General features: G+C 50.4%; 26 protein-coding genes and 1 riboswitch. Of the genes, 14 read left to right on the forward strand and 12 right to left on the reverse strand.

All coding sequences use genetic code 11. The features are described 5' to 3' along the window. Positions 1-46 precede the first annotated feature (46 nt). From SYN6312_RS04545 to speA, 4 genes are all read right to left on the reverse strand, one after another. A complete protein-coding gene (locus SYN6312_RS04545; RefSeq protein WP_015123684.1) occupies positions 47-532 on the reverse strand; it encodes an RNA-binding protein in 486 nt (161 codons plus the stop codon). A 39-nt stretch (positions 533-571) separates the two neighbouring features. Beyond that, entirely contained in the window at positions 572-805 is a 234-nt protein-coding gene (locus SYN6312_RS04550; RefSeq protein WP_015123685.1) for a hypothetical protein, read from the reverse strand. Between the two features lie 161 nt (positions 806-966). Further along, entirely contained in the window at positions 967-1,191 is a 225-nt protein-coding gene (locus tag SYN6312_RS04555; RefSeq protein WP_015123686.1) for a hypothetical protein, read from the reverse strand. Between the two features lie 119 nt (positions 1,192-1,310). Beyond that, entirely contained in the window at positions 1,311-3,314 is a 2,004-nt protein-coding gene (gene speA, locus SYN6312_RS04560; protein ID WP_015123687.1) for a biosynthetic arginine decarboxylase, read from the reverse strand. Between the two features lie 399 nt (positions 3,315-3,713). On the opposite strand from speA, the gene hmpF reads away from it, so the two are divergent. Beyond that, positions 3,714-5,360, forward strand: coding sequence for a pilus motility taxis protein HmpF (gene hmpF, locus SYN6312_RS04565; protein ID WP_015123688.1), 1,647 nt, complete (start codon positions 3,714-3,716; stop codon positions 5,358-5,360). 18 nt (positions 5,361-5,378) lie between these two features. Here hmpF and SYN6312_RS04570 read toward each other — a convergent pair whose 3' ends face one another. Together SYN6312_RS04570 and cbiQ are read right to left on the reverse strand one after the other, a co-directional pair. Next, on the reverse strand, positions 5,379-6,110 hold the full coding sequence (locus SYN6312_RS04570; RefSeq protein ID WP_015123689.1) for an energy-coupling factor ABC transporter ATP-binding protein: 732 nt from the start codon (positions 6,108-6,110) through the stop codon (positions 5,379-5,381). Further along, positions 6,098-6,922, reverse strand: coding sequence for a cobalt ECF transporter T component CbiQ (gene cbiQ / locus SYN6312_RS04575; RefSeq protein ID WP_015123690.1), 825 nt, complete (start codon positions 6,920-6,922; stop codon positions 6,098-6,100). Before cbiQ ends, SYN6312_RS04570 begins: the two co-directional genes overlap by 13 nt. A gap of 164 nt (positions 6,923-7,086) precedes the next feature. Here cbiQ and pyrE point away from each other — a divergent pair, with 164 nt between their 5' ends. The 3 genes from pyrE to sufD all read left to right on the forward strand — a co-directional run bounded on the left by pyrE (position 7,087) and on the right by sufD (position 9,955). After that, on the forward strand, positions 7,087-7,644 hold the full coding sequence (pyrE, locus tag SYN6312_RS04580; RefSeq protein WP_015123691.1) for an orotate phosphoribosyltransferase: 558 nt from the start codon (positions 7,087-7,089) through the stop codon (positions 7,642-7,644). Between the two features lie 182 nt (positions 7,645-7,826). Continuing rightward, the gene (sufC, locus tag SYN6312_RS04585) at positions 7,827-8,609 is read left to right on the forward strand and encodes a Fe-S cluster assembly ATPase SufC (RefSeq protein ID WP_015123692.1); all 783 of its coding nucleotides are present in this window, start codon (positions 7,827-7,829) and stop codon (positions 8,607-8,609) included. Continuing rightward, entirely contained in the window at positions 8,609-9,955 is a 1,347-nt protein-coding gene (gene sufD, locus SYN6312_RS04590; RefSeq protein ID WP_015123693.1) for a Fe-S cluster assembly protein SufD, read from the forward strand. The genes sufC and sufD overlap by 1 nt, the downstream gene beginning before the upstream one ends. Here the strand turns inward: sufD and SYN6312_RS04595 are convergent. Then, positions 9,952-10,449 carry a CGLD27 family protein gene (locus tag SYN6312_RS04595; RefSeq protein WP_015123694.1) on the reverse strand — a complete coding sequence of 166 codons (498 nt, stop codon included), beginning with the start codon at positions 10,447-10,449 and terminating at the stop codon, positions 9,952-9,954. The genes sufD and SYN6312_RS04595 overlap by 4 nt on opposite strands. A gap of 206 nt (positions 10,450-10,655) precedes the next feature. Between SYN6312_RS04595 and SYN6312_RS04600 the strand changes: the two genes are divergently transcribed. The 4 genes from SYN6312_RS04600 (at position 10,656) to aspS (ending at position 14,761) form a co-directional block, all read left to right on the forward strand. Then, a complete protein-coding gene (locus SYN6312_RS04600; RefSeq protein ID WP_015123695.1) occupies positions 10,656-11,090 on the forward strand; it encodes a nucleoside deaminase in 435 nt (144 codons plus the stop codon). Between the two features lie 73 nt (positions 11,091-11,163). After that, positions 11,164-12,090: a CoB--CoM heterodisulfide reductase iron-sulfur subunit B family protein gene (locus SYN6312_RS04605; RefSeq protein ID WP_015123696.1), complete on the forward strand. Its 927-nt coding sequence runs from the start codon at positions 11,164-11,166 to the stop codon at positions 12,088-12,090. 160 nt (positions 12,091-12,250) lie between these two features. After that, positions 12,251-12,829 (forward strand): protoporphyrinogen oxidase HemJ, encoded by a 579-nt coding sequence (gene hemJ, locus SYN6312_RS04610; protein WP_015123697.1) that lies wholly within the window; start codon positions 12,251-12,253, stop codon positions 12,827-12,829. A 141-nt stretch (positions 12,830-12,970) separates the two neighbouring features. After that, complete coding sequence (aspS, locus tag SYN6312_RS04615) at positions 12,971-14,761, forward strand: aspartate--tRNA ligase (protein ID WP_015123698.1); 1,791 nt, start codon at positions 12,971-12,973, stop codon at positions 14,759-14,761. Between the two features lie 133 nt (positions 14,762-14,894). On the opposite strand, the gene SYN6312_RS04620 is transcribed toward aspS, so the two are convergent. Beyond that, positions 14,895-15,089 (reverse strand): DUF4278 domain-containing protein, encoded by a 195-nt coding sequence (locus SYN6312_RS04620; protein WP_015123699.1) that lies wholly within the window; start codon positions 15,087-15,089, stop codon positions 14,895-14,897. A gap of 42 nt (positions 15,090-15,131) precedes the next feature. Further along, positions 15,132-15,188: riboswitch (Glutamine riboswitch) on the reverse strand. A gap of 1,065 nt (positions 15,189-16,253) precedes the next feature. After that, the gene (locus tag SYN6312_RS04625) at positions 16,254-16,505 is read right to left on the reverse strand and encodes a hypothetical protein (RefSeq protein ID WP_156804735.1); all 252 of its coding nucleotides are present in this window, start codon (positions 16,503-16,505) and stop codon (positions 16,254-16,256) included. Positions 16,506-17,117: 612 nt separating this feature from the next. Here SYN6312_RS04625 and SYN6312_RS04630 point away from each other — a divergent pair. Beyond that, positions 17,118-18,812 (forward strand): B12-binding domain-containing radical SAM protein, encoded by a 1,695-nt coding sequence (locus SYN6312_RS04630; protein ID WP_015123702.1) that lies wholly within the window; start codon positions 17,118-17,120, stop codon positions 18,810-18,812. An 8-nt stretch (positions 18,813-18,820) separates the two neighbouring features. Here SYN6312_RS04630 and SYN6312_RS04635 read toward each other — a convergent pair whose 3' ends face one another. The 3 genes from SYN6312_RS04635 to pgsA are packed head-to-tail and all read right to left on the reverse strand — an operon-like array spanning position 18,821 to position 21,511. Beyond that, positions 18,821-19,762 (reverse strand): DUF4253 domain-containing protein, encoded by a 942-nt coding sequence (locus SYN6312_RS04635; protein ID WP_015123703.1) that lies wholly within the window; start codon positions 19,760-19,762, stop codon positions 18,821-18,823. 36 nt (positions 19,763-19,798) lie between these two features. Further along, on the reverse strand, positions 19,799-20,950 hold the full coding sequence (locus tag SYN6312_RS04640; RefSeq protein ID WP_015123704.1) for a trypsin-like peptidase domain-containing protein: 1,152 nt from the start codon (positions 20,948-20,950) through the stop codon (positions 19,799-19,801). Positions 20,951-20,974: 24 nt separating this feature from the next. Further along, a complete protein-coding gene (gene pgsA / locus SYN6312_RS04645) occupies positions 20,975-21,511 on the reverse strand; it encodes a CDP-diacylglycerol--glycerol-3-phosphate 3-phosphatidyltransferase (protein WP_015123705.1) in 537 nt (178 codons plus the stop codon). Positions 21,512-21,523: 12 nt separating this feature from the next. Between pgsA and SYN6312_RS04650 the strand changes: the two genes are divergently transcribed. The 5 genes from SYN6312_RS04650 (at position 21,524) to mnmE (ending at position 26,839) form a co-directional block, all read left to right on the forward strand. Beyond that, on the forward strand, positions 21,524-22,924 hold the full coding sequence (locus SYN6312_RS04650; protein ID WP_051020964.1) for an AMP-binding protein: 1,401 nt from the start codon (positions 21,524-21,526) through the stop codon (positions 22,922-22,924). Between the two features lie 95 nt (positions 22,925-23,019). Next, complete coding sequence (gene folD / locus SYN6312_RS04655) at positions 23,020-23,892, forward strand: bifunctional methylenetetrahydrofolate dehydrogenase/methenyltetrahydrofolate cyclohydrolase FolD (protein WP_371257392.1); 873 nt, start codon at positions 23,020-23,022, stop codon at positions 23,890-23,892. A gap of 74 nt (positions 23,893-23,966) precedes the next feature. Next, on the forward strand, positions 23,967-24,911 hold the full coding sequence (crtE, locus tag SYN6312_RS04660) for a geranylgeranyl diphosphate synthase CrtE (protein ID WP_015123708.1): 945 nt from the start codon (positions 23,967-23,969) through the stop codon (positions 24,909-24,911). Positions 24,912-24,987: 76 nt separating this feature from the next. Beyond that, entirely contained in the window at positions 24,988-25,452 is a 465-nt protein-coding gene (locus tag SYN6312_RS04665) for a divergent PAP2 family protein (RefSeq protein ID WP_015123709.1), read from the forward strand. A 16-nt stretch (positions 25,453-25,468) separates the two neighbouring features. Continuing rightward, positions 25,469-26,839 (forward strand): tRNA uridine-5-carboxymethylaminomethyl(34) synthesis GTPase MnmE, encoded by a 1,371-nt coding sequence (gene mnmE / locus SYN6312_RS04670; RefSeq protein ID WP_172636075.1) that lies wholly within the window; start codon positions 25,469-25,471, stop codon positions 26,837-26,839. Positions 26,840-26,845: the final 6 nt, after the last annotated feature.

Consider the following 26,845-nt stretch of genomic DNA (forward strand, 5'->3'; position numbering starts at 1 on the left):
CAGGTTAGGACTCAGAGTTGAGGGTTGTCAACGCAATTGGGAGAAATTACTTACTACTGGCCTGGGCAAGGAGCATTTCCTTTAACTTGGCCAACTCACCAGCCCAACGGGGATCTGGCGCAAAATCACCTGTACTGCTACTGGTAAATTCCAGTTCTTGACCATTGTTGCCAGCTTGGGGACGACGATTTTTGCCCTTACTGTTGCTGGGGCGGCGATTACCACTGGGGCGAGGATTAGCAGAGGCTTCACTGGGTTGGGCAGAGTCTTCTTCCGCCTTGGGCTTGTCGTTGGCTTTCTCAAGCTTGAGGGTATTTTCCTTAAACACAAAACCATTCAACTTTTCAATCACCGTATCAGCTTGATCTTCCGTTTCGACGGTGACAAAGCCAAAGCCACGACATTTGCCTGTTTTGCGATCCGTAATCAACTTGGCAGAACCAATATCGCCCACTTCCGATGTGAGTAATGAATCTAACTCTTCCCGACTCGTTTCCCGGGGCAAATTACCAACATATAAACGAATAGACATGATTAAGAAACCTCCAAAAGTAAATCCTAAAGAATAAATTTATCGCAAGTCGAACTTAACCTTGGCATTACCCCGGTCTGACCGCAGTAAACCGCCAGAACTATCCCAAAAACTATGGAACGATTCATAGATAAAAAAACCTGTGGCCGTGGTGTCTAAGCATGAATTGGCAAAACCATCGGCATAAAATAGAAGTTCGGCATTAAGACAACTGAGTGAATCGGAAAAAATGCGTGATGCTTCATGTCTTAAGGTATCACTGAAGTTCACCATTAGGGAAGTCAAACCCTATAAATTCTAACCTAAGTTTTAATCTCGGTGGCCTGGGTAACAATCAGCTAGTCTAATTTGATTTTATGATTCCGACCCGTACTGACCATCTCTCGAAGACCGACCTGCCAATGATGGGACTCAACTGCTGTGGGGACAGGAGCTCAGGGCCAGATTGAGGGGAGAGAAATCCAGGCTGGTTCTGGCGGTAACCCCCGGAGAAGGAGCGTAATTTTATCCCCAGGTTGCGGCACAGGCTCCGTTTCCACCACTGGGGCTGGTTGAGACATATCCTCAGGTAGGAAAATCCGGGCACTGACAATCACCAAGGCAAGGGCAAAAATCAGGACAGCAACAAAGGGCGCAATGTATTGACGAAAAAACTGCATTGGGGCGGCCGCAAACGGGGGGATTACTAAAATCCTAACTTAAGATTTCGCTGCTAAAACACACAAAACTTGACAATTCTTGCAGGTCTTTCGTCATCCTCCCAGGCCAGCCAATGCCCTTAAACCTCTGGGTTAACAACAATTGCCGGGGATGGGGCCTGGACTTTCAAATAGGTGTAGCTGCGTAAACTCTGGTCGTAATGTTCTAATAAATGCTGGGCTTCGGCTAAGGTAATTTGCTGGTCGGCCAGGGCTTGCTCGGTTTGGCGGCGAATTTGCTCCAAAAGGTCTTCCCCATCATATTGGACATAGCCAAGGACTTCTTTCATCGTGTCGCCCCGGACGAGATGCTCAATTTCGTAGCCTTTCGGGGTTAACCGGATATGGATCGCATTGGTATCCCCAAAGAGATTGTGTAAGTTTCCCATGATTTCCTGATAGGCCCCATTTAAGAAAATTCCCAAATAGTAGGGCTGGTTTGGCTGAAACGGATGGAGTTCCAAGACGGATTTGACATCCCGCAGATCAATAAACTGATCAATCTTGCCATCGGAATCACAGGTGAGATCCGCGAGGATGCCCCGTTGAGTGGGTTCTTCGTCGAGGCGGTGGATCGGCATAATTGGAAACAGTTGATCAATGGCCCAGCTATCGGGGACTGATTGAAACACAGAAAGATTGATGTAATAGATGGCAGCCATCATTTTTTCCAGGTCTTCCAGATCATCTGGCACATAGTCCTGTTGACGGGCAATGGCTAAAATTCGGGTACAACAGGCCCAAAATAAACATTCGGCCCGGCTGCGTTGCTCCAAACTGAGATAGCCAAAATTAAACAAACTAATGGCTTCGTCTTTAAATTGGAGGGCATCGTTATAGGCTTCTTGGTAGTTATTGACATCAATGGCCTGGTAGGTTTCATAAAGGTTGCGGATAATTAGATGCTCGGATTCTTGGGCAGGGGTGGGCGGGGCCTGGGGGACATGGCTGGTACCTAAAACATCAAAAATTAACACCGATTGATGGGAGGCAATCGCCCGGCCGCTTTCACTAACGAGGGTAGGAACGGGGATATGCCGCTCTTGACAGGCCTCTTTAATTTCGGCCACAACATCATTGGCATAGTTTTGCATGTTGTAATTTTTCGAGGCATGGAAATTGGTTTTGGAGCCGTCATAATCGACTCCCAGGCCCCCACCGACATCGAGATACTGCATCCCGGCCCCCAGCTTGACCAATTCCACATAAACTTGTCCGGCTTCTCGGAGGGCATCTTTAACGACACTGATCGCTGAAATTTGGGAGCCAATGTGAAAATGCAACAGTTGTAAACAGTCCAACATCCCGGCCTGGCGGAGTTGCTCGACCGCGGTGAGAATTTCTGGAATCGTTAAGCCAAATTTAGCCCGATCACCCGCCGAAGTTCCCCAGCGTCCAATCCCCTTGCTACTCAGTTTGGCCCGCACCCCCAAAATGGGCGGAATTCCCAAGGCCCGACTGGCGGCAATCACCATCTCCACTTCTTCCGGTTGCTCACAGACAATAATCGGGGTATGGCCGAGACGGCGGGACAGAATGGCGGTTTCAATATAGGCCTGGTCTTTATAGCCGTTGCAAATTAACAAGGCTCCGGGAGTATTCAAGGTGGCCAGGGCAATCATCAGTTCCGGCTTTGATCCTGCTTCCAGGCCAAATTGATGGGGCTGGCCAAAGCGCACGAGGTCTTCAATTAAATGACGTTGCTGATTGACCTTAACCGGAAATACCCCTTTGTAAGTCCCAGAATACCCATACTTGGCCATGGCTCGGGCAAAACAAGCATTCAACCGTTCAATCCGGTCTTGGAGAATATCAGAAAAGCGCAGGAGCATCGGCAGGCCAATATTCCGTTGCTGGAGCGAGTTGACCAATTCAAATAGGTCTAAGGCCCCACCCCGATCACCTTTAGGGGACACGGTGACATGACCGGCCGAGTTGATGGTGAAATAAGGTTCCCCCCAGCCCGTAATCCGATAGAGATTTTCACTGTCTTCCACTGTCCAGGCCGGGGCCGACTCCAACGATAGCTCTAGTTTGGGGGTGTCAGAGGTCTGCTTGATTTTTTCTGCAATTTTTCCCGCCATACAATCATCCCTCTCATCAGCCGGATTTATCTTAATCCGAATTTGCTTAAGCAAGGGACTCGTTCCAATACCACCGCGAAAAACAAAATATGGCAAGAGCTTATCTTTTAATTTTATTTCCAATAGTAAATTACCCAATCTACATCTCCCTTGCGGGTCACCTCAGGTTCTCTCAGGCCTGGACAAACCTCATCACTACTTTTTACTAAAAACATCAAGGAACTATTAACAGGTCTTGACATCTAAGTTAGGATCAGGGGGAAGATGCTTAACTTGAAGTCACTACCTACAAAAGCCAACGGATCGCAGCAACCTTTAATGTCCATTGCTATCTAAATGATACGGGTAGAGATTTTCATCAAAGCGGACGTGCAGACCTGGATGACAGAGGGATAGAGCGTGTTATATCTGGCAGAAGTGCAGAAAAAAACAGGTTTCATGGGCACTCGCACAGAACTTAAACTTTTAGCGCGCCAGCAAGCAGAGCATAGTTGGAATCCTGTTCCTGGTGATGATGTTGTCCCTGTGGACGGTGGTAATGAATATGCCCAAGGGGCCCTCGTCTTAGTTGAGGTGAGTGCGAACCGCCAAGTCCAGCATCTGCAAGAAGCGGGCCGACCCTTGGTGGGAATTCTCCAAAACTTTTCTCGCTTGCGGGAGCGGTTTCGGACTCAGGAAGAAGAAATTGAAGGGTGGAAACAGTCTTTGGTTTACCAGGCCCAGGAGCTAACCCGGCGGGAAGAAGAACTCTACGATCTCGAGCAGCAGGCCCAAGAATTTGTCCAACAACGGGAAGAACTGGATCGCCTCAGGGAAGAAATTACCCCCCTCCAGGAACAAATCAGCCGGGAACAGCAGGCCCTCGCCAATGCCCGTCAGGAGTTTCAAGCCGAGCGGCAACGCTGGGAAGAACTCAAAGCCAGTCAAGGAACCGGCCTATCTTCTGAGCAAATCCAACAGGTCGATCAGGTCGTGCAACAACTCCAGGCCAGTTTGACCAGTTCCCCCACCCTCAATAGCTGTTTAGAGATCATTCAACAGCAGCAGGATAAACTCACCCAGGCCTGGCAGTGGCTCGAAGAGAGTGCCCCCCCGGATCAGGCTCAAGGAGAACTTCACCATCGCAGCGAAGCCCTCAAGCAAGAATGGCGACGTTGGCATCAGGCCGAGGCGGAGCAGGTTAAACTCCAACAGCAAATCCACAGCCAAGGGGACTTCCTGCAACAACAGACTGATTGGCAACAGCGATTGCAAACTCAGGTACAAACCTTGGAGCAACTCAGTCAGGAATTACAGCAAGCCGCCGAGCAACAGGGGGGGACTGAATTTGCCGAACTCCTGCACATGCCGCTCCATGAACTTGAGGCCCTGGTGGAAGTCATCCGCAAAGAACTCAAAAACATGACCTCCTTTGTTGATGATCAGGAAGAAGAACTCGCCGTTGTCCGCCAAACCATTGAAGAACTACGCCTGAAAATGAGCCATGTCAGTGAGTTTGAACGCTTACAGTTGGCCGGGGATTTGGAATCGGAGGAGCAAAGCTATCAGCTCCTGAATCAAACTCTGATTGGCCAACGTCAACGCCTCTACGAAAAGCAATATAGCTTGAAAAAACACGAAGACATCCTCCATCGCCGCCAAGAGCAACCCAACTTCCATCAAGTCGATTTCCCTGCCCTGTTCCAGCAAGCGAAGGGGCAACTCCAGCAACTCCAGACCCTATTCGAGGCTGTTCATCAACAATGCCAAAGCAGCCACGCTCAGTTGGGGGAACTCCAAGCCCATTACGCCCAACGCCAAGGAGAATTGGAACAATGGCATCATCACCTGCAAGAGCAGGAAAAGAATTTTCACCAGGATCAAACCACGTTTTGGGAACGGCAGGGACAGGCAACAGTCTATCGCCAGATAGTGCCCGACATCCAAGCGCAAGTGAATCGGTTGCGAGAAATTCTTCAGCAGGAGCAGGAAAGCCGGAGTAACGGCCACTATAAGCACCTATTAGGGGAACTGCATCAGGTGGTGAACGCACTCACGGCCGCCTAAGCCATACCCTGACCATGATTAATAGGGGGGATATAGATCCAACTCGGGTAAAGCAGTAACTTTGCTGAAAACCTCTGGGGGCGGCCCGGTCAAGGCAACCTGCCCCTGATGGAGAATCACCAACCAATCTGCCCACCGCTGGGCCAAGTGTAAATCATGGGTCGCCATCAGAATGGTCGTTCCGGCCTCGGCAATCCGGGTCAGTTCCCCTAGGAGGAGGCGGATTTGGCGGCTGTCTAAAAAGGCCGTGGGTTCGTCCAAGAGCAAAAGTTCCGGTTCTAAAGCCATCACCCCGGCCAAGGCGACCCGTCTTTTTTGTCCCAAACTCAGTTGATGTAAGGGCCGCTCACTGAGGGCTTCCAGGCCAAAATCCTGCAAGGCCTGGGACAATCGGGATACAATCTGGGGTTTGGGCAGCTTGAGATTACAAAGACCATAGGAAATATCCTCTGCCACCGTGCCCGCGACCAATTGGTGTTCAGGGTTCTGAAAGGCTAGCCCTACCCGTTGTCGCCATTGCCGGAGTTCCTGTGAACCATATCCCAAGGGTTGCCCCCGCCAGAGCAGGATTCCCGTTTGCGGCCGATAAAGACCATTGGCCAGGCATAACAAGGTTGATTTACCGCAGCCATTATGGCCGAGAATGACCGTCTTTTTATGGGCAGGAATGTCCAAATTTAGGTGCTTGAGGATAACAGCCTCGGTACAGGGATAACGATAGGAGACATCCTGAAATGTCAAAAGTGCCATCCGTACCCCCGATGATACCGATAGCCAATTTCCAGGCCAATCAAGATTAATCCACCCAAGCTTGCCTCCCAACCATAGCGGGCCGAAAACCGATACTGTCGCCCCGTCCAAACCTGAAATTCGCCCGTAAACCCCCGCGTGGCTAACCCCAAGGAAAAGGCCTGGTAATGCTGTAAAGAGCGAATGAGAAGTTGTCCCCCCAAGAGCTTGACACTGTGCCATTGGCAAGACCAGGAACCATAGCCGAGGCGGGCCTGTTGGGCCAGGGTTAGCTCCTCCAATGTCCGAAACATCAAAAAAATAAACCGATACATTAACAGCATTAAATCAGCCAGCACCACTGGTAAGTGCCAGGCCCGCCATAGCTGCAAAAGGTCGGTGATGGGAGTCGTACAGAGGATAAATAAAAATGCGGCAATAGCGGCCAAGGCACGACAAAGAATGATCCAGGCCTGGACGATTCCCTCCTGGCTCAGATAACTATACCAACCGCCCCAACGAATTCCCAATAGTTCATCTTGATGTATCTGACCGAGGGCCGTCAGCGGAACAACGTTAACCATCAAGGCCAATAGCCCCAGCAGCAAAAATCCTGAAGCGGTGATCAATAAGCGGTAATAAACCCGGCCGGGGACTCGACCATAAACCAGGATCCAAATACTGACCCAGGCCAGACTCAACAACTGCACCGGCCAATGGGAAAGGAGAACTAAGATTAAAATTCCCAGGCCAAACCCTAATTTTTGCTGGGGTGGTAAATAACGTAAACGATTTTGATAGGCCAGGGTATCGAGATGGAGATGGATTCCCACAGCAATAGTGTTTAAACCAAAAAGTGAAGTTATTGTAGTTTAGACCCCTAGGGGAGAGCCGCAACCCTCAAGCCAAAATTCTGATCGCCATCCCCAAGCTGCCGGAACCCAGCCGTGACTCACCGGATCATGCTAGATATGGGTAATTGCCTTCAACCGTTGCTATGACCTCAGAACTGCGCCTAGAACTGCTCCATCTTCTCCGCACCCAGGCCTATCGGGAGGGAGATTTCACCCTTTCTTCTGGGCAAAAAAGTAGCTACTACATCAACTGCAAACCCGTGACCCTCTCAGCCAGGGGAGCCTTATTAGTGGGGCGATTGCTGTTGGCAGAACTACCTCCCAGTACCCAGGCCGTGGCGGGGTTAACCCTTGGGGCAGATCCAATTGTGACGGCGGTGAGTGTGGTTTCGGCCTATGAATATCCCCCAGCAGCCCAATTACCCGCATTGATTATTCGTAAAGAAACAAAATCCCACGGAACCCGCGCCTATATTGAAGGGCCGGTTTTGGCCGCGGGGACTGAAATTGCCGTGCTAGAGGATGTTGTCACCACCGGGGGTTCGGCACTGAAAGCAGTAGAGCGACTCCGAGAGGCTGGCTATGGGGTGAAGGCGGTTTTGGGAATTGTGGACCGCGACTGTGGGGGAGAAGAGTTATTTGCCTCCTATGGCCTGGCCTTCAAGGCGTTGTTTACAATCCGGGATTTTCAAACCCGTTAACGACCCATAACTCCATGAACTATTGACAGAACCTATGGATAGGCTGGGGAATTAACTAACCCGGCCGGGCGCAGGCTTCCCCCATCTCTTGGGATACACTAAGTGATCTAAGGGAAATGTATTATCGCTGACTTTAATTTGTGGGCCAAGTGATTTCCCAGGCCTGGTTTGGAGGTTAATCCGTGCTTCGTCCCGATAGTCCCGTCATTTTATCTGTGCGTGAGTTAACCGCAGATGTGGAAGATACCCCGATTCTCAAGGGCTTAAATCTGGAAATCCGAGCTGGGGAAGTCCATGCCATTATGGGGCCGAATGGCTCTGGGAAAAGCACCTTCTCCAAAATTCTTGCCGGGCATCCTGACTATAAAGTGACGGGTGGCGAAGTCATTTATCAAGGGCAAAACCTCCTCGAACTGCCCCCGGAAGAACGGGCTAGGGCGGGGGTCTTTTTAGCCTTTCAATATCCCCTGGAAATTCCCGGAGTCAGTAACCTGGATTTCTTGCGGGTTGCCTATAATGCCAAGCGGAACCATCAGGGCCTGGAAGAATTAGACGTATTTGATTTTGATGACTTGGTGCGCCAACGCTTAGATGTGGTCAAATTGGATGCCAGTTTCCTCAATCGGGGCGTGAACGAAGGCTTTTCCGGGGGTGAGAAAAAACGCAATGAAATTCTCCAAATGGCTCTCCTGGAACCCACCTTGGCTATTTTGGATGAAACCGACTCCGGCCTGGATATTGATGCGCTGCGAATTGTCGCCAATGGCGTGAATCACCTGGCAACGGCAGAGAATGGCATTCTTTTGATTACCCACTATCAACGCTTACTGGACTACATTGTGCCTGACTACGTCCATGTCATGGAGGCCGGGCGGATTATCCTGACGGGGCCAAAAGAACTGGCCTTAGAACTAGAAGCGCGGGGTTACGATTGGGTGCGAGAAGAAGAGGCGGTGATGTCCTAATGCTGCACGTTATCGCTAATTCCGACAGTCCGGTGACAACGGCCCATAAAACCGTGACCCAATTAGGGGACTTGTTAAAACTTCGGCAAGAGCTAGATGAAGTTGTTTTGGGGCAAGCAGGCCTGGCCACCCTCGGGCAATTACGCCAAACTGCGGCGGATGCCTTACACGAGCAATTTATCCCCACAACCCGACAAGAAGAATGGCGGTTTACGGATTTGAGCTTGATCACCCAGGCCCCGTTTTCCCCCCCGGCCCACCCCCCAGATTTAGCCACATTACCCACCCAGCGGATTGCTGAGAAACATCTGCGGATGGTGCTAGTGAATGGAGTTTATGCGCCGGACTTGTCGGATGTGGGGAATTCCCATGCTGGAGTGATGGTCGGTAATCTAGCCCAAGCCCGCCCAGAAACCCTCGCTCTTTTGGGACAACTCCCCGGCCGTGAGGAAGTCTTTACCGCCCTAAATACGGCCTCCTGCCGCGATGTGTTAACCATTGAAGTCGGTGCAAAAGTCTGTCCAGGATTTGTGATTCATCTAGTATTTTTGACGACTGCCCCCCAGGCCACGCTGATCAGTCCACGGGTTTTAGTGGTTCTCCAGCCTGGCAGTTCCTTGACCCTTGTGGAAGATTATATTTCTGGGGAAATGGATACCGCCTTAACCAATGCAGTCACAGAAATTTATTTGGGCAACCAGGCCGAACTGGATCACACTCGCATCCAACGCCAGGCTCCAACCGCTCTCCACATCGGTAAAACAGTGATCTCCCAGGCCCAGCACAGTCAATACAGCGGCCATGCCATCACCTGGGGCGGCCAACTCTCACGGCACAATTGGGATGTCAACAGCAATGGCCCCGAAACGACAACCATTTTGGAAGGCCTGACAGTCGCCACCGCTAACCAACTGGCTGATACCCATTCCTCTTTGATCTTTTCTGCACCCCATTGCAGTAGCCAACAGGTCAATAAGTACATTGTCGGGGGGCGGGCCCGGGCCGTGTTCAATGGCAAAATTGTTGTTCCTCAAGCTGCCCAGATGACCGATGCTTCACAGTTAAGCCGAAACTTGCTCCTGTCCCCTAAAGCCCGGATTGATACCAAACCCCAACTGGAGATTGTGGCCGATAATGTCAAATGCTCCCATGGGGCCACTGTGAGTCAATTAGCGGAAGATGATGTGTTTTATCTACAAAGTCGGGGCTTAGATTTACAACAAGCCAGAGATTTGCTGATCCGAGCCTTTGCGGTGGAATTGCTGGATGGGTTCCAAATTCCCTCCCTGGCCAAAGAGTTAGCTCAGAATATTTTGAGCCATATTCATCAAGCCAATGGGGATTAAGGATACAGCCAGATCACCAGGCCAATTTCGGTTAAAGTCACCCCGCCGATGCCCAGTAACACCTGCCCTAACCGCTTCAGAATCGGACTGACTTGATAGGTGACAATCAGACGATCCTTAGCCAGTTCTTCCGGCGGCTTCTCCCAGGCCTGGCAGTCATACCAACCTGTTTCTTCATAGATAACCGTTTCCCCCCAGAGCCGCTGACCCACGTAGCCCCAGCCTAAATAGAGCCGTAAGACCACCAAACTCAAGGCAACATTGGCCCCTGCTGCTGCTGTTAACAGAAAGATCAACGGATAATCTTCCCAGGGGAAACTACTGGCGGCTACGGGCGCGGAAATTAACCAAGGCAATACCCAAAGCAAGAGCATCCACCGCCAAAATTTCCAATCTCCCGTGGTTGACCAACCAAAGAACCAGGACTCCTGGAGGGCCTGGAATTCGTTGATCGGGCGTTGATCCGGGGGGACAGGGCAGATAGTGACAGACACAGATGATTTCCTAGAATACTAAAGTTGATGCAGGGGTTACTTTAGTTGTATCGGTTCGGCTCCAGGCCTGGCAATCTGGTTACAGATCGCCCCTAGCCAAAGGACCACCGAGTTGGAGCAGACTGTCATAAAATATTCCTACAAATTTCAGGGTTGCTTGCTGCTAATCAACTGGAATCTTGGCTTTATCGAGGGAGTTTACGGACATGGACAAGTTTATGGCCGCCGCAATTGACCAGGCCCGGCAGGGATTAGCAACAGGGGGGATTCCCATTGGCTCAGTCCTCGTCCGGCAGGGGGAAATCATTGGCCAGGGGCATAATCAACGGGTGCAGGGGGGCAATCCGATTATTCATGCGGAAATTGACTGTCTCCAAAATGCGGGGCGGATTGGCCATTATCGAGATACGGTTTTGTACTCCACGCTGATGCCCTGTTATCTCTGTGCGGGGGCCGTTGTCCAGTTTGGGATTAAAAAAGTCATCGCCGGAGAATCAGCCACCTTTCCGGGAGCCAGAGAGTTTATGGAAGCCCACGGGGTTGAGGTGATTGATTTGGACTTATCGGAATGCAAACAACTAATGCGTGACTTTATTACGGCTAATCCCGCGCTGTGGTCGGAGGATATTGGCGAACTCTAGCACCCCATCCTGAAGTCTCTAGGTCAGCGGCCAGACTAAGATAATCAAAGATTCCTCTGCCAGGCCCTTAGCTATGATTGTGATGACTGCCCCGACTGCGGTAACGCTGCGTTATGCCTACTATCCAGGTTGTGTGGCTCAGGGGGCTTGTCGAGAACTGCATTTATCTACCCTTTCCTTAGCCCAGGCCTTGGGAATTGAACTGATTGAACTGAAGCAAGCCTCCTGCTGTGGGTCTGGGACTTTCAAAGAAAACTCCTGGCTCCTCGAAGATACGGTCAATGCCCGCAATATTGCCTTGGCTGAATCCCTAAATCTGCCCCTCCTAACCCATTGCAGCACCTGTCAAGGGGTGATTGGCCATGTGGATGAACGGCTCAAGGAGATGCAAACCAGCCAACCGGACTATGTGGCCCAAATTAATGGCTTACTGCAAGAACAGAGCTGTAGTCCCTATCGCGGTTCCACAGAAGTCAAGCATATTCTCTGGGCCTTGGTGGGGGATTTGGGCCTGGAGGCATTGGCTCAAAAAGTCACGCGGGCCTTGACTGGATTGCGGTGCGCCTCCTTCTATGGTTGCTATCTCTTGCGGGCCCAAAAAACCTTACCCTTTGATGATCCGATTCATCCCCAGTCCTTGGAACAGGTGTTTACCGCGGTGGGGGCCACTCCTGTGGACTATCACGACCGGACACAATGCTGTGGTTGGCCCCTCTCTAGCTACGCCACCCAGGCCTCATTTGAAATGGCCGGAACCCGGATCAAAGCTGCTATTAATGCCGGAGCCGATTGTATTGTTACCCCTTGTCCCTTGTGTCACCTGAACTTGGATTCGCGCCAACCAGAAATTGAGCGGGCCATTGGCGAAAAACTAAATTTGCCGATTTTACATTTACCCCAATTAGTGGCCTTGGCCTTAGGAGTCTCACCCGCTGAACTGGGCCTGGGTAAGCATATTGTCAGTACCAAGCCAGTCTTGGCCAAGTTGGGACTGCTCTGAACCCATTGAGATATGTTCTCGGAAGCATCCACCCAAAACTCCTCTGTAAACAATTGCTGAGGCGGTGAACTCCCCCCGGCCGGGTTTGGTAGGATCCAAGGGTAACTTTTTAACCAACGAATTTATAAACTCCTGCTTTTGTTTATTTGAGTGCTGAGTTATGGCCTATCTCTGGTTTAAGTCATTTCATATTCTTGGGTTCGTGGCCTGGTTTGCGGGACTGTTCTATTTACCCAGGTTATTTGTCTATCACATTGAAGCCCAAGAGAAGCCGGAACCGATTAAATCTGCCCTCAAAGAAGAATATAACCGGATGGAAGTACGACTTTACAAGTTGATCATGAATCCGGCGATGATTTTTACGATTGCAATGGCCATTGGGATGATTGGGCTGCAAACCTCTTTACTCCATGACACCTGGCTGCATATCAAGCTTTTGTTGGTGGTCTTGTTATTGGGGTTTCATCATTGGTGTGGCCGGTTGATCAAGCAACTTAATACAGATACCTGCCCCTTTAACAGCATTCAAATGCGCCGGATCAATGAAATTCCGACTATTCTTTTGGGTTTAATTGTTCTCTTGGCGATTTTCAAAAATACCTTGCCGGTGAATGCAACGGTGATTGGGATTGGTGGGACGATCATTCTTTTTGCTGTGATCATTCAACTCTATGCCCGTAAACGCCGTCTCGATCAACAACTAGCCCAACAAACTGAGGAACTCGGCACATCTGGTTAAGCAGGCCACTATGGCTCGGATTTCTCACCCTGAAGATGTTGATGACAAATTCTCAGGAGAGCAAGCTTTTGGCCTGGTCAGTTGCGATAATGGGAAGGCTGTTCTTTTTTGGATGTTCCAATCCCCCAGGCCATTGCCATCATGCGAACCCATTATTGTGCTGATTTACGTTTAAGCCATGTTGATAAAACCGTGACCCTCTTTGGTTGGGTAGATCGGCGGCGAGATCATGGGGGAGTTATTTTTCTAGATTTACGGGATCGGACTGGCCTAGTCCAAATTGTCAGTGACCCCCAACGTACCCCAGAGTCTTACCCCCAGGCCGATAAACTCCGCAGTGAATATGTCGTCAAAATTGTTGGGCGGGTGAGTCAACGGCCGGCTGATTCTTTGAATCCAAAACTACCCACTGGGGAGATTGAAATTTATGCTGAAACGATTGAACTCCTCAACCCCGTCCGCAAACAACTCCCCTTTCAAGTGTCCACCGCTGAACATGAATCAGTCCGAGAAGAATTACGGCTGCGGTATCGCTATTTAGATTTGCGCCGAGAACGGATGGCCCAAAACCTGCAATTGCGGCACCAAGTCGTCAAAGCCATCCGCCGTTATCTCGAAGATCAAGAACAGTTTTTAGAAGTTGAAACCCCTTTACTCACGCGCTCTACACCAGAAGGAGCCAGAGATTATCTTGTCCCCAGCCGCGTTAATCCCGGTGAATGGTTTGCCTTGCCCCAGTCGCCCCAGTTATTTAAGCAGTTGCTAATGGTGTCCGGCTGTGACCGCTATTATCAAATTGCCCGTTGCTTTCGGGATGAAGATCTCCGGGCTGACCGGCAACCAGAATTTACCCAGTTGGATATGGAAATGAGCTTCCTAGATCAGGAAGAAATTCTAGCTTTGAATGAGGGCCTAGTCTGCCACATTTTTGAAACGATCAAAGGCCTTAAACTCCCCCGCCCCTTCCCCCGCCTAACCTATGCTGAAGCCTTAGATCGCTATGGCACCGATAAACCCGACACTCGCTTTGGCCTGGAATTAGTGGATGTCTCGGATATCCTCAAAGATTCGGGATTTAAGGTCTTTTCCCAGGCCGTGGCCAGTGGTGGAATCGTCAAAATTCTCCCAATTCCTGGCGGAAATGAGCAAATCTCCAATGTTCGCATTAAGCCCGGTGGTGATTTATTCCAAGAAGCCACAACTGCTGGAGCCAAAGGGTTAGCCTATATCCGGGTGCGCGAAAACGGGGACATTGACACCATTGGCGCGATTAAGGATAACCTCAGTCCAGAGCAAAAAACAGAACTTCTCGCCCGGACTGGAGCCACATCGGGGCATTTACTCCTGTTTGGGGCAGGGGAAACCAATACCGTCAATAAAACCCTGGATCGCTTACGGCAAGTGGTTGGCAAAGAATTTGGCCTGATAGATGCCAATCGCAACAATCTGCTGTGGGTTGTGGATTTCCCCATGTTTGAGTGGAACCCAACGGAAAAACGCCTAGAGGCTCTCCACCATCCCTTTACCGCTCCTCGCCCGGAAGATATTAAAGACCTCAAAACTGCGAAAGCCCAGGCCTATGATTTAGTCTTGAATGGTTTTGAAATTGGCGGCGGTAGTGTGCGGATTTATCAGTCAGACTTACAAGAACAGGTCTTTGAAACCATCGGATTAACGCCCGAAGAAGCTCACGACAAATTTGGCTTTTTACTCGAAGCGTTTGAATATGGTACACCGCCTCATGGGGGAATTGCCTACGGATTGGATCGGTTAGTCATGCTCTTGGCAGGTGAAGACTCCATTCGGGATGCCATTGCCTTCCCCAAAACCCAACAGGCTCGGTGTTTACTCACGGGAGCACCTGCGAATGTTGCGAGTCAACAACTCAAAGAACTCCATGTCACCTCAACCCATCGCCCAAAACCCAACTAGAAGACGTTAAACCCTAGCTTAATGGCGTTACCCAGACTGATCTGAACTCGCAAAGGGATTAAAAGTTCGTTCTAATCTGCTTTTTAGTCAGTGGTCGATGGGTAACGCCAGAAATCGGGGAGGAAATTACCCCTTAGAAGCTGAAGGTAAGGTTGGGATGATATTCTGCACCCCGATAAACAATCCCTTGGTCTTTGGGGGCAGGAGGGTTGAGGGCCTGGTGGGGATGATATTCGGCTCCCCGGTAGTGGGCAACTGCGGCCGTTTCTTTAACATTCAGGTGGGCGGGATTGACCTCATAGGTTACGCCACGATAGGTCAGTTTCATAAAATCACCTCAAATTATGCTAGGGAAGATTATTAATCATGAGGCGCGTTCCTTCGGGATAATCCCTACTTCCGTCTTCCAAAAATGGAGATGAACGACTGTTTCTGTATCTAATTTAACAGTTTGCCAATTATGAGAGCAACCTGCAGACAAAACTTAATATAATTTGCGAAGTATATATGCGCTACAGCCCTTACGATGAACTACCATGCGGGCAGAGGGGCCTGGAAACACGATGGATGAAGCAATAACGTCTCATGGGGCGGCATTGATTCGGGCAATCCCTGATCAACTTTGAACCAATGCAACGGTACACAGCCTAATTCTGAGAGGGGCGGCACTTTAAGAGATTCGTGGTACGCATTAAAGAGGGAAGTCGGCTCATAATCCGTGTAGAAAGATTGCTTGCTTTGAGAGTAACCAAACCCAAGAACAGACCAATAAGACGATTCAAAAAGCGATTTGCTCTTCATACCTTGTTGTGGCATCAATATCCTTAATTTCACCGATAACTTTTTTTATAGCTTTTCTGGATCACTGTTTTCTACATTTTTCTGTATGTGCCAGACTGGCAATATGATAAGCCTTGTTTCCAAGAAAGAATCTAATCGTTAACTTGAAAAGTCGCTCATCATTTACATCCATATCTATCCAGAAAAATAAGCTTCCTCTGGCTTTGTTAATCTAACGGTGTCCATCACCTGCCGCAAATAACCTAGAACGCTAATAAATGAACTTTCAATGGTCAGGTGCATGGGCGTTGTTAGACCTCAACTGAAATTAATAATCAAGCTCTATAGCAAGAATTTCCCGTGTTCCAGTGACAGGATTAATGCGATAAGTAGTTCTAGTTCTGTTTCTGATCTTCTCTTAAATCTGAGGTGTTGACTGGTTATATACAGTTACAACTTGAGGAGTAGATGCATCCCTAAAATCTATGCCGAGAAACTGTTTTCGGATGCTGTGCGTTTCAGGCTTTTCAAGAATTGCAGTGATTCTCTCTAAGTGAAATAGCTCAACAGATATAGCAAAAGTAATGATTCGTGAGATTAGTATGGAATTATTTGTGCTTGTAAACTTTTGATTCCAGCCTAGACTTAATGAGGGGGTATTCCTTGTTAGGGCCTACGATGATCAATCATTCTCACAAATCAAGACGGACTGCTATATATTCTCAGCAGATTTGTGGAGTTCTTGACGCTCTGCAAGCCGGAGTTCTTGATTAGTTACAAATACCAATGCATCTGTGTTGTTGGTATTTACACCCTCTAGATCACTGAGAAATTTGTCCTTTATTTCCTTACAATCTTTCTGACCTCTTGGAAAATAGACAGCCATAATCCACTGCTGACCATCTTTCTTGGAAAGAGCATCTTTTTTACCATCTTTACCGGCTAATGGATGGCTAGGATCCAAGCTTTCATAGCCTTCGTGGAGTAAGATTTGTGCTGCTAATCGCTCCGAGGAAGTCTGACCATTTATCCACTCACGTAGCCTGTGCCACGTCTCATCCCACCTATTAGGCATATTAGCATATCACTTCAATCCCTATCTTCTTAAAATTTAACAAAATTTTGATGGTAGCTATTTTTACCTCAAGGTGGATTTCCTGTCACTAGATTCAGAGGTCTAACTAGAGATTATACAGAAACTTTCCAGATACCAGATCCAATAAGTTTTTCATGAAAAAATCTTGTTATCTGACTATAAAATAAAGCCATAGGTCAAGCATCCATGCGTGGAGCTTAAATGTTTGGAATCTTTGGATTCTTGAGTCCAGTCTTCAAGTTTAGAGCTAGAGCCTTGAAACTAAGATGCCCAGGCCAAGAAAAATTGGTTGGGAAACATTAATCGCAGCAAAACAGTCCCGCAACCTAGGCAGCCGAGTAACAGGGAAAACCGCCCACTGAGCCTGATCTTTTTTACCGGAGATGGTCATAATAAGTTAGATTCCTTGCTGATCAATGCCTTGGGTCGTTTTTGGCCTAATTTCCCAGCCCGTTTGATTCTTGTGTGCCGGAGTTCTCCATGACTGTTACCACTGCCCCACAACCCAGTGTCAATGATGAATTACGCTTAGTTCCCGAAATGACTGGGGGGAGAGTACCCTTCACACCCAAAAACCATCGCCGGATTCTCTGTATCTTTCCCCGCTACAGTCGGTCGTTTGGTACCTTTCACTACGCCTATGGGTTGATGGGAACTGTGCGGGCCTTTATGCCACCCCAGGGAATTTTACTGGTTGCTGCCTATTTGCCAGAGTCCTGGGATGTCCGCCTGGTTGATGAGAATGTTCAAGCGGCAACTGATGCTGACTACGCCTGGGCTGATGTGGTGATTACCAGCGGGATGCACATTCAACGGCCACAAATTAATAATATTAACGCTATTGCCCACCGCCACGGAAAACTCACGTGCCTCGGTGGCCCCTCAGTTTCCGCTTGTCCTAGCTACTATCCGGATGTGGATATTTTGCATCTGGGCGAATTGGGGGATGCCACGGACAAAATGCTGACCTACATTGACGAATTTGGCTCACAGCGGCCGACTGAGCAGATGATTCTAGAAACCGCAGCCCGGCTGCCCCTGAACGAGTTTCCGACACCGGCCTATCATCTGGTGAATATGCGGAATTACTTTTTGGGTAGTGTTCAATTTTCCAGTGGTTGCCCGTTTCGCTGTGAATTTTGTGACATCCCCGAACTCTATGGCCGCAACCCGCGCCTAAAAACCCCCCAACAAATTACGGCTGAACTGGACAATATGCTGGCTTCCGGTAATCCAGGGGCTGTGTATTTTGTCGATGATAATTTCATTGGCAACCGCCGGGCGGTGACGGAATTACTCCCGCATTTGATCCAGTGGCAGAAAGATCGCGGCTATCCAATCCAATTTGCCTGTGAAGCGACCCTCAATATTGCCCAAAGTCCCAAGCTTTTGGAGATGATGCGAGAGGCCTATTTCTGTACGGTTTTCTGTGGGATTGAAACGCCGGAACCGGAAGCTCTGCGCGGGATTAATAAAGACCAGAACCTGAGTATGCCCATCCTCCAGGCCATCCAAACCCTGAACAAATACGGCATGGAAGTGGTTTCAGGAATCATCATTGGCCTGGATACGGATACGCCCCAAACCGGAGAGCGGATTCTCGAGTTTATTCGCGCTTCCCAAATGCCGACCCTGACGATTAACCTGCTCCATGCCCTGCCCCGGACTCCTTTATGGCGGCGGTTAGAAGCAGAGGGACGGCTCAATGACGATGAATCGCGGGAATCTAATGTCGAGTTTCTCATGCCCTACGAAGACGTGGTGGAGATGTGGCGGCAGACGATTACCACAGCCTATGAGCCGGAATTTCTCTATGAGCGGTTTGCCTATCAAATGGAGCATACCTATCCGAATCGGATTGCGGTTCCGGCCAGCCCAGCCCGAGTCAATCGGGAAAATATTCTCAAGGGCTTACGGTTGATGAAAAATATCCTTTGGAATATTGGGATTACGGGCAGCTATCGAGATACTTTTTGGAAACTGGCCTGGCCTGCCTTGAAGCAGGGCGACATTGAAGGTTTGATTCATGTGGGCGTAGTCGGACATCACCTGATTCAATTTGCTCAAGATTGCGCCCGCGGCGATGAGGCGGCTTCGTTCTATGCCCAACGTCTCCGGGATGACCAGGCCAAGCAAGTCGAAAAAATGGCCCAGCCCGTTAGTTCCGTCTCTTAGTGCCATCCCTAGGGACGCTCATGGAGAAACCAACGGTCAAGATGTAAAAGAGCATGGGCTTGATGACGGGGGGCAATACCAGAAGCATCCAAGGTATAAGGCGCAAGGGTGTACTGTTCCCAGGCCAGTTGCCAAGCTTCTGCTGGGGTTTGGGGAGGCTGACCGACTTGGAATTGCAACATTGTGCCATAGTGACAAACCAGGTTTGCTTGATACTGCTCCTGCCAGCGTTTTAAGAAGGTCATCGCCACGTCACTTCCCACTTGGCAGGCTCCAAACCAATGTAAATAGGCGAGGCATTCCCAACTATTCGGGGTGGGCAAGAGTACCAGAGCTTTCATCATTCCCGATTCAAACCAATCTAGATAGCTGGTGTTAATTTCAGGGGTTATTTCTTGCTCCAGAGAGTAGTTAATTTCCCAATTCCATAACCATTGTTCTAGGGCTTTGTGGGAGCGGATTGGCAGATTGGCCTGGAAGGCTTGCAGTTCGGTTGGGCTAGGAGCTTGTCCGAGAACCCTTGTGGTGGTAGCCAGGCCATAACTCAGTTCCGCCTCCCAGTCCTGATCTGTGAGGGCAGGTTCACTGGACAACAAGGGTTCTAGATCGACTTCAGGCACCCTGGCAATAATCTGATTAGGAGAAATGGCATTGTGCCCCCTGGCCTCAGCTTCTTCTTGATAGTAAAAACGAGAAAATAAGTCAGCCATCCGCACATCCTGGGCCCAATTTTGCGAGTAGGCTCCCCACAATGTTGTAATGACCGGATATCGCTGCGTCTGTTCTCGATAGCCGTACATTAACCGCCAGGCCGCAATATCTTGATCTGATTCAATAGCAATGGCTAGGGCCTTCTGGTCAGACTCAGGAATCTCTAGGTCTAGGACAAGTTGCCCTCCTAAGGTGGTGTTGGCGATCAGATCAGTAAGTTCGACGGGATCATTCAGCATGGCAGGCCTGGGGCAATCGTGTTGGGCGATTACATCCTAATTCGGTTGTAATTCTTGGGGAGTTATGGTCAGGTTAATCCGCTTGCCTTGGCGTTCGACTTCTAATTTCACAGTCCCATTTTCGGGGGTGGATTCCACTTGTTCTTGAATCTGGCGGGCCGTCGGTCGATCTTGATTATTGATCTTGGCAATCCAATCACCGGGTTGAACGCCAGCTTGGGCAGCGGGTGAATTATCCACAACCGCAATGACGAGGACTCCCTGCTCTTGTTTGATTTGCCAGGCCGGGTTTGCCTGATTTACCTCATCTCGAATGGCCGCAGAAAGGTTGACCATCCGAATCCCTAAAAATAGGTGGCGGGCCTGGCCGGTGGCGATAATTTGCTCGGCAATCCGTTTGGCTGTATTGATTGGAATGGCAAAGCCTAAGCCTTGGGCCCCTTGAATGATCGCCGTATTCACCCCGACCACAGCCCCCTCTTGGTTGAGTAATGGTCCACCGGAGTTGCCTGGATTAATTGCAGCATCGGTTTGGATATAGCTAACCCGTTGATCGGCGGCCCCAATTTGATCACTAGAGCGGCCCATGGCACTGATGATTCCGGCTGTAACAGTATTGCTGAGGCCGAGGGGATTACCAATCGCAATAGCCCACTGTCCTGGCATCAGTTGATCGGAGTTACCAACGGGCAGTGTCGGCAAGTTTTTAGCGGCAATTTGGACTACAGCAATATCGGTTAAGGGATCGGCCCCCAAGACTTGCCCAGGAAAGGTCTGACCATCGGGTAAGGTCACCAAAACTTTCTCACTCCCAGCCACTACATGGGCATTGGTGATGATTTTGCCATCGCTGCTGAAGATGAACCCAGAGCCTTTACCAGTCGTTTGTTCGGGAGAGGGGGCCTGGGGGTTAAAGGGATTAGTGGCAGTAGTGCGGCTGGTGTCAATACTGACGATGGCGGGACTGGTCTTGGCAACAATATCGGCAATAAAGTTGGCGGAGGTGGTGGCGGTTGTGAGTGCAGGCCTGGGGAAGGAAACCTGAGTCGATCCTGACCCCGCAGAATTATTTTGGGGCATTTGGCAACCCACAACCAGGCCCGCCAATACACCTGTCCCCAGCCGGAGGATCCAAGACAAACAATCCCCAGGTTGGGTGGAGTTAGAACTATCGGGCTGATTGGGCATGGTGGGGGTGCTCGGTGGGGCAGCTTAATTCGGGGAGAGGGGCGATTTCGGTTGGGGCCATAGGTAAATTAGACCAGAAATCCAGGTGAGAGTAATGGCCAAGCCATAGGCTCCCCAGGCCCCCCATCGCCAGAGGAGCGAGGAGTCTCCCCAAGGGGCTAAAAGGACTGTGACGGCAATAATTTGGCTAACGGTCTTCAGCTTGCCCCAGAGATTAGCCCCGGAGATTTGGGCTTGATTTACCCGCCAACCGGCAATACCCAGTTCCCGCAATAAAATCAAGAACACTGTCCAGGCCGGGATTGACTGTAATTGCACTAGGGCTAAGAGGGGTGCTAAGACGAGTAATTTATCCACCAACGGATCGAGAATTTTGCCCAGGTCACTCACTTGGTTAAATCGCCGGGCCACATAGCCATCCAGCCAATCCGTAAGGGCTGCTCCTAAAAATAATCCCAGGCACAACCAGCGACTGAAGGGGCGACTATCCACCGCCAAAATCCCAATAATCACCGGGGCCGCCAGCAACCGACTGAGGGTGATCCAGTTGGCAAAAGTCACAACAACATTCCTATGATCACAGTAGAAAAGGGGCGCATTGGGCCTGGGGGGATAGTGGGCTGGACGGAGAAAGGTGGCATGGACTGGTCACGGTTAAACTCGGCCTGGATTTGGCAATGGAAAGATGGAGCTTGGTCGGATCTTAGCCCCGTTTTAGCTCGGATGGCGGCCAATCAGTTGGACAAGTTACAAGCAACCCCAGATTTACCAATTTTGTTGCAGGCCCAAGACCCTATATTCTATTTGGGAAGTGTTTTTGCGGCATTGATCTCCAAACGGCCAATTTTTATCGCCAACCCGGCCTGGCAAACCCAAGAGTGGAAGCAAGTTGAACAATTATTGTCCCCCGTAACCATTTGGACGGATCTAGTCAATTTAGACTTACCCAGTTTTGACCAGGCCCCGCGACCAAAACCCGGTTGGATAATGATTCCCACAGGTGGTTCGAGTGGCCAGATTCAGTTTGCGATTCACACTCAAGAGACAATGTTGGCGGCGATCAAGAGTTTTCAAATGGGCTATGGCCTGAATGTGATTGATTCACTTAATTGTTTACCCCTCCACCATGTCAGTGGCTTAATGCCGATTCTGCGTAGTTTCTTCACGGGGGGGACAGTTAAGTTGCTCCCAGATTGGCGTACCATCACTCAACTCCCGCCGGACTCGATTCAAAATCACATCCTCTCCCTAGTCCCCCGACAACTACAAGCACTATTGGATTCCGGACAAGCCATCCCAACTCTCCAGGCCTTGCAGGTGATCCTCTTAGGCGGTGGCCCCAGTTGGCAGACTCTTTTGGAGCAAGCCCGGAGCCAAAATCTCCCCCTCTCCCCCTGCTATGGCATGACCGAAACCTTGGGTTTAATTGCGCGTATCCCAGTGGTCGAATTTCAGGAAACCCCAACTGCCGCCTATCAAGTTTTACCCGATGTTTCTCTAGATATTCTCACTCCTGATCCGGCCGGTATTGGGACGATAAAACTGCAAACTCCGGCCTTAATGGTGGGCTACTACCCAGAGCGATTAACGACCCCAGGCCTGATCACCGGCGATTTAGGCAGCCTCAATGGGAATCAGCAATTAACGCTACAGGGCAGGCAACAACGGCTGATCATTACAGGCGGTGAAAAAGTCCAACCCGAAGAAGTAGAAGTGGTCATCCAAAATACGGGACTGGTGGAGGATGTCTATGTCTTTGGTCAGGCAGATGCAACTTGGGGGGAAATAGTGACAGCGATGTATGTCCCCGCGGGGCCTGGAGTGACAGAAGCAGTTCTAAAAGCCGCCTTAGCCGGACAACTGAGTCGTTATAAACATCCCCAACAATGGCAAGCGGTGACCAAACTCCCCCGGACTCCCCAGGGCAAACTGCGCTATGAACAAGCTCAAGGGCTGGCCAAAATGTCCTGCTGATGCCCTCTGTCCCAGGCCAACACGGTTCACGCTATACAATTAAAAAGCTGTTTTGCCCAATCCCTGGCTCCCTGGCTGGCCAATCCATGACTGACATCAACACTACCCTTTTAGATGGAAAACAACTGGCAACCGCCCTTGAATCCGAACTGATTGGAACGATTCAGGATCTGAGTGCTAAAGTGGGTCGTCCCCCCGGCCTGGCGGTGATCATGGTGGGGGATAATCCAGCCAGCGCCGCCTATGTCCGCAATAAAGAACGGGCCTGTGAACGGGTGGGGATTGTCTCCTTCAGTTCCCATTTGCCCGCCGGTGTCACCCAGTCCGAGTTAGAACTGTTAATCGACCAGCTCAATAACGACCCGCAAGTGGATGGGATTTTATTGCAACTGCCCGTCCCGCCCCACTTAGATGACCGCACCCTCCTCTATAAAATTGCTCCCGATAAAGATGTGGATGGCCTGCACCCGGAAAACTTGGGGCGATTGGTGCGGGGAGAGCCGGGCCTGCAAAGTTGTACACCAGCTGGCGTAATGCGCTTACTCGATGCCAATGGGATTTACGTTGCGGGTCTCTCGGCAGTAGTCGTGGGTCGGAGTATTTTAGTCGGTAAGCCTCTGAGTTTAATGCTCCTAGCAGCCAATGCCACAGTCACGATGGCCCATTCGCATACCCATGACCTAAGCTCAGTGACGCGGGCGGCGGATCTGGTCATTGCGGCGGTGGGTAAGCCTAATTTAATTAACGCTGGGATGATTCGCCCCGGAGCCATTGTTGTGGATGTGGGCATCAATCGGATCGAAGGGGCCGCTGGAAAATCAATCTTAATCGGGGATGTGGATTTCCAGGCCCTCCAGGGAGTTGCCAGCTTTTTAACCCCAGTGCCAGGGGGGGTGGGGCCAATGACCGTGGCCATGTTGCTGCACAATACAGTATGGAGCTATCGAGCGCGTCACGGGCTACTTTAGGCAAGATTTATTAAGTCAGGCCGCCCCAAACCCAGGCGTTTGTGATAGTTGGCGCAGATAAGAGGATGTTAGTGATGATCTCAGCCGAAAATTTACAGGTTCAAGCCGCACCGGCCTCCAGGGAAAGTGGGGTTGAGTTTAATCTGAAAACCTATCTGCAAGACCGCAAAGCCTTGGTCGAACAGGCCCTTGAGGCTTCCATTACTATCACCTATCCCGAAAAAATTTATGACTCCATGCGTTATTCCCTGTTAGCCGGGGGGAAGCGGTTACGGCCCATTCTCTGTTTGGCGACCTGTGAGTTGTTGGGGGGAACCCTTGAAATGGCCATGCCCACCGCCTGCGCCCTAGAGATGATCCACACCATGTCTCTGATCCACGATGATCTCCCGGCGATGGACAACGACGACTACCGGCGCGGCAAACTGACTAATCATAAGGTTTACGGGGAAGACATTGCGATTTTAGCCGGGGATGGCTTACTGGCCTATGCGTTTGAATTTGTGGTGGAAAACACCGTTGGGGTCAAGGCAGAAAAACTTTTGAAGGTCATTTCCCGGTTAGGTCATGCGGTGGCGGCCACGGGCCTGGTCGGGGGGCAGGTGGTGGACTTGGAATCGGAGGGGATCACAGAGATCACCATCGAAACCTTGAATTTCATCCACTCCCACAAAACCGGGGCATTACTCGAGGCCTCAGTCTTATCGGGGGGGCTATTAGCTGGCGCAGAGGGGGATGCGGTGCAGCGCCTGACCAACTATGCCCGCAATATTGGCCTGGCGTTTCAAATTGTGGATGATGTTTTGGATATTACTTCAACCCAGGAAGAACTGGGCAAGAGCATTGGTAAAGATATCCAGGCCCAGAAAGTCACCTATCCCAGTCTTTGGGGGATTGAAGCCTCACGGGTCGAGGCCCAACGCCTTGTGGATTTAGCCAAGGCCGAACTCAGTCCCTTTGGTGCCGCTGCTATTCCTCTCCAGGCCATCGCCGACTTTATTACCGCCCGCACCCACTAGCAAGCTAGACTTAGACCCAAAGACACACTAAGGTAGGATGGGCAGCAATAGCCTTCACCTCAGCGATGAACCAGCTATGAATGTTTTAGTGCAAATTCTCCACAACGACTTACTCTGGTTGGCTTTGGCCGCAAGTGCAATTGCCCAAATTCTCAAATTATTGATTGATGTGATTCGTCATCAAAAACTGAATTTTCGCGTCCTTGTGGAAACGGGAGGGATGCCCAGTTCTCATTCAGCCTTGGTCACGGCCTTGGCGACTGGAGTGGGCCTGGAAAAAGGCTGGGAAAGTGTGGAGTTCGCCATTGCCATCATTTTTGCCTTCATTGTCATGTACGATGCCGCTGGGGTGCGCCAGGCCGCTGGGAAACAGGCCCGGATTTTGAACCAAATTGTCCAGGAATTTTTCGAGGATAATCACGAGTTAGCCCAATCCCGCCTGAAAGAACTCTTGGGCCATACCCCCATTCAAGTGATTGCTGGCTCAATGTTGGGAATTGCCATTGCTGTGTTTGGGTTGCCCGTGTTCTCCTTTGGCTAAGGCCGGGTGAATCATGATCCAACTGGGAACCACCATTGCCGCCATTGCCACCGCCATTGTCCCGGAACAGGGCAGTATTGGCATCGTTAGACTATCGGGGCCAGAAGCGGTGGCCATTGCCCAACAGATTTTTCGGGGCGGACGAGACAGGGCCTGGTCAAGCCATCGGATTTTGTATGGTCATGTGGTTGATCCAGCCAGCGCAACCCTGGTTGATGAAGTCTTGCTTCTAGTCATGTTAGCCCCCCGTTCCTACACCAAAGAGGATGTGATTGAGTTTCACTGTCATGGCGGATTAATTCCTGTTCAGCAGGTCTTACAACTCTGTCTAGCCCAAGGAGCCAAATTAGCCCAACCCGGAGAATTTACTTTGCGGGCTGTTTTGAATGGTCGTTTAGATGTTATCCAGGCCGAGAGTGTTGCGGATCTAGTCGGTGCGAAATCTCCCCAGACCGCGCAAATGGCCCTGGCCGGACTCCAAGGAAAACTGGCCCAACCGATCCGCGCAATACGATCTGCTTGCTTGGATATGTTGGCGGAAATTGAAGCTCGGCTTGATTTTGCGGATGATTTGCCACCGCTTGGGGAAACAGCCCTTCAAACCCAATTAGCTCACCTCCTCCAGCAGCTAGGGGAGATTCTCAGCACGGCTAATCGGGGGGAACTCTTACGAACGGGGTTAAAAATTGCCATTGTTGGCCGCCCTAATGTGGGGAAATCTAGTTTGCTCAATGCCTGGAGTCGGACAGATCGGGCCATTGTCACAAATTTACCGGGGACAACTCGGGATGTGGTGGAGTCTTCCCTGGTGGTGGGAGGAATTCCGATTCAAGTGTTGGATACGGCGGGGATGCGGGATACTGAGGATCAGGTCGAAAAAATTGGGGTCGAACGTTCTCGCCAGGCTGCCAGTCACGCTGATTTGGTTCTATTGGTCATAGATGCCCAGACCGGGTGGACTCAAGCAGATCAAGTCATTTACGAACCTCTAAAATCTCGGCCATTGCTCTTAGTCGTCAACAAAATCGATCTGGCAACTCCTGACTTAACTGCTATTCTGGAACAATTTCCTTGCCACGTCAAAACCGCCGCCGCCCAAGGAACCGGAATTACAGAACTCGAACAAGCTATTCTGGAGCAGGTTCACCAAGGGCAAGTGACGGCCGCTAATTTGGATATTGCGATCAACCAACGCCAAGCGGCGACCCTGACCCAGGCCTGGCAATCCCTCAATCAGGTTCAACAGGCCATTGCCGAGCAACTCCCCCTCGATTTTTGGACAATCGATCTGCGGGCCGCCATTACCGCCTTGGGGCAAGTCACCGGGGAAGAGTTAACAGAATCAATGCTGGAGCGCATCTTTAGTCAGTTCTGTATTGGCAAATGACCTCAG

Origin of the sequence: Synechococcus sp. PCC 6312 (genome assembly GCF_000316685.1) — a bacterium.
Taxonomy (GTDB): domain Bacteria; phylum Cyanobacteriota; class Cyanobacteriia; order Thermosynechococcales; family Thermosynechococcaceae; genus Pseudocalidococcus.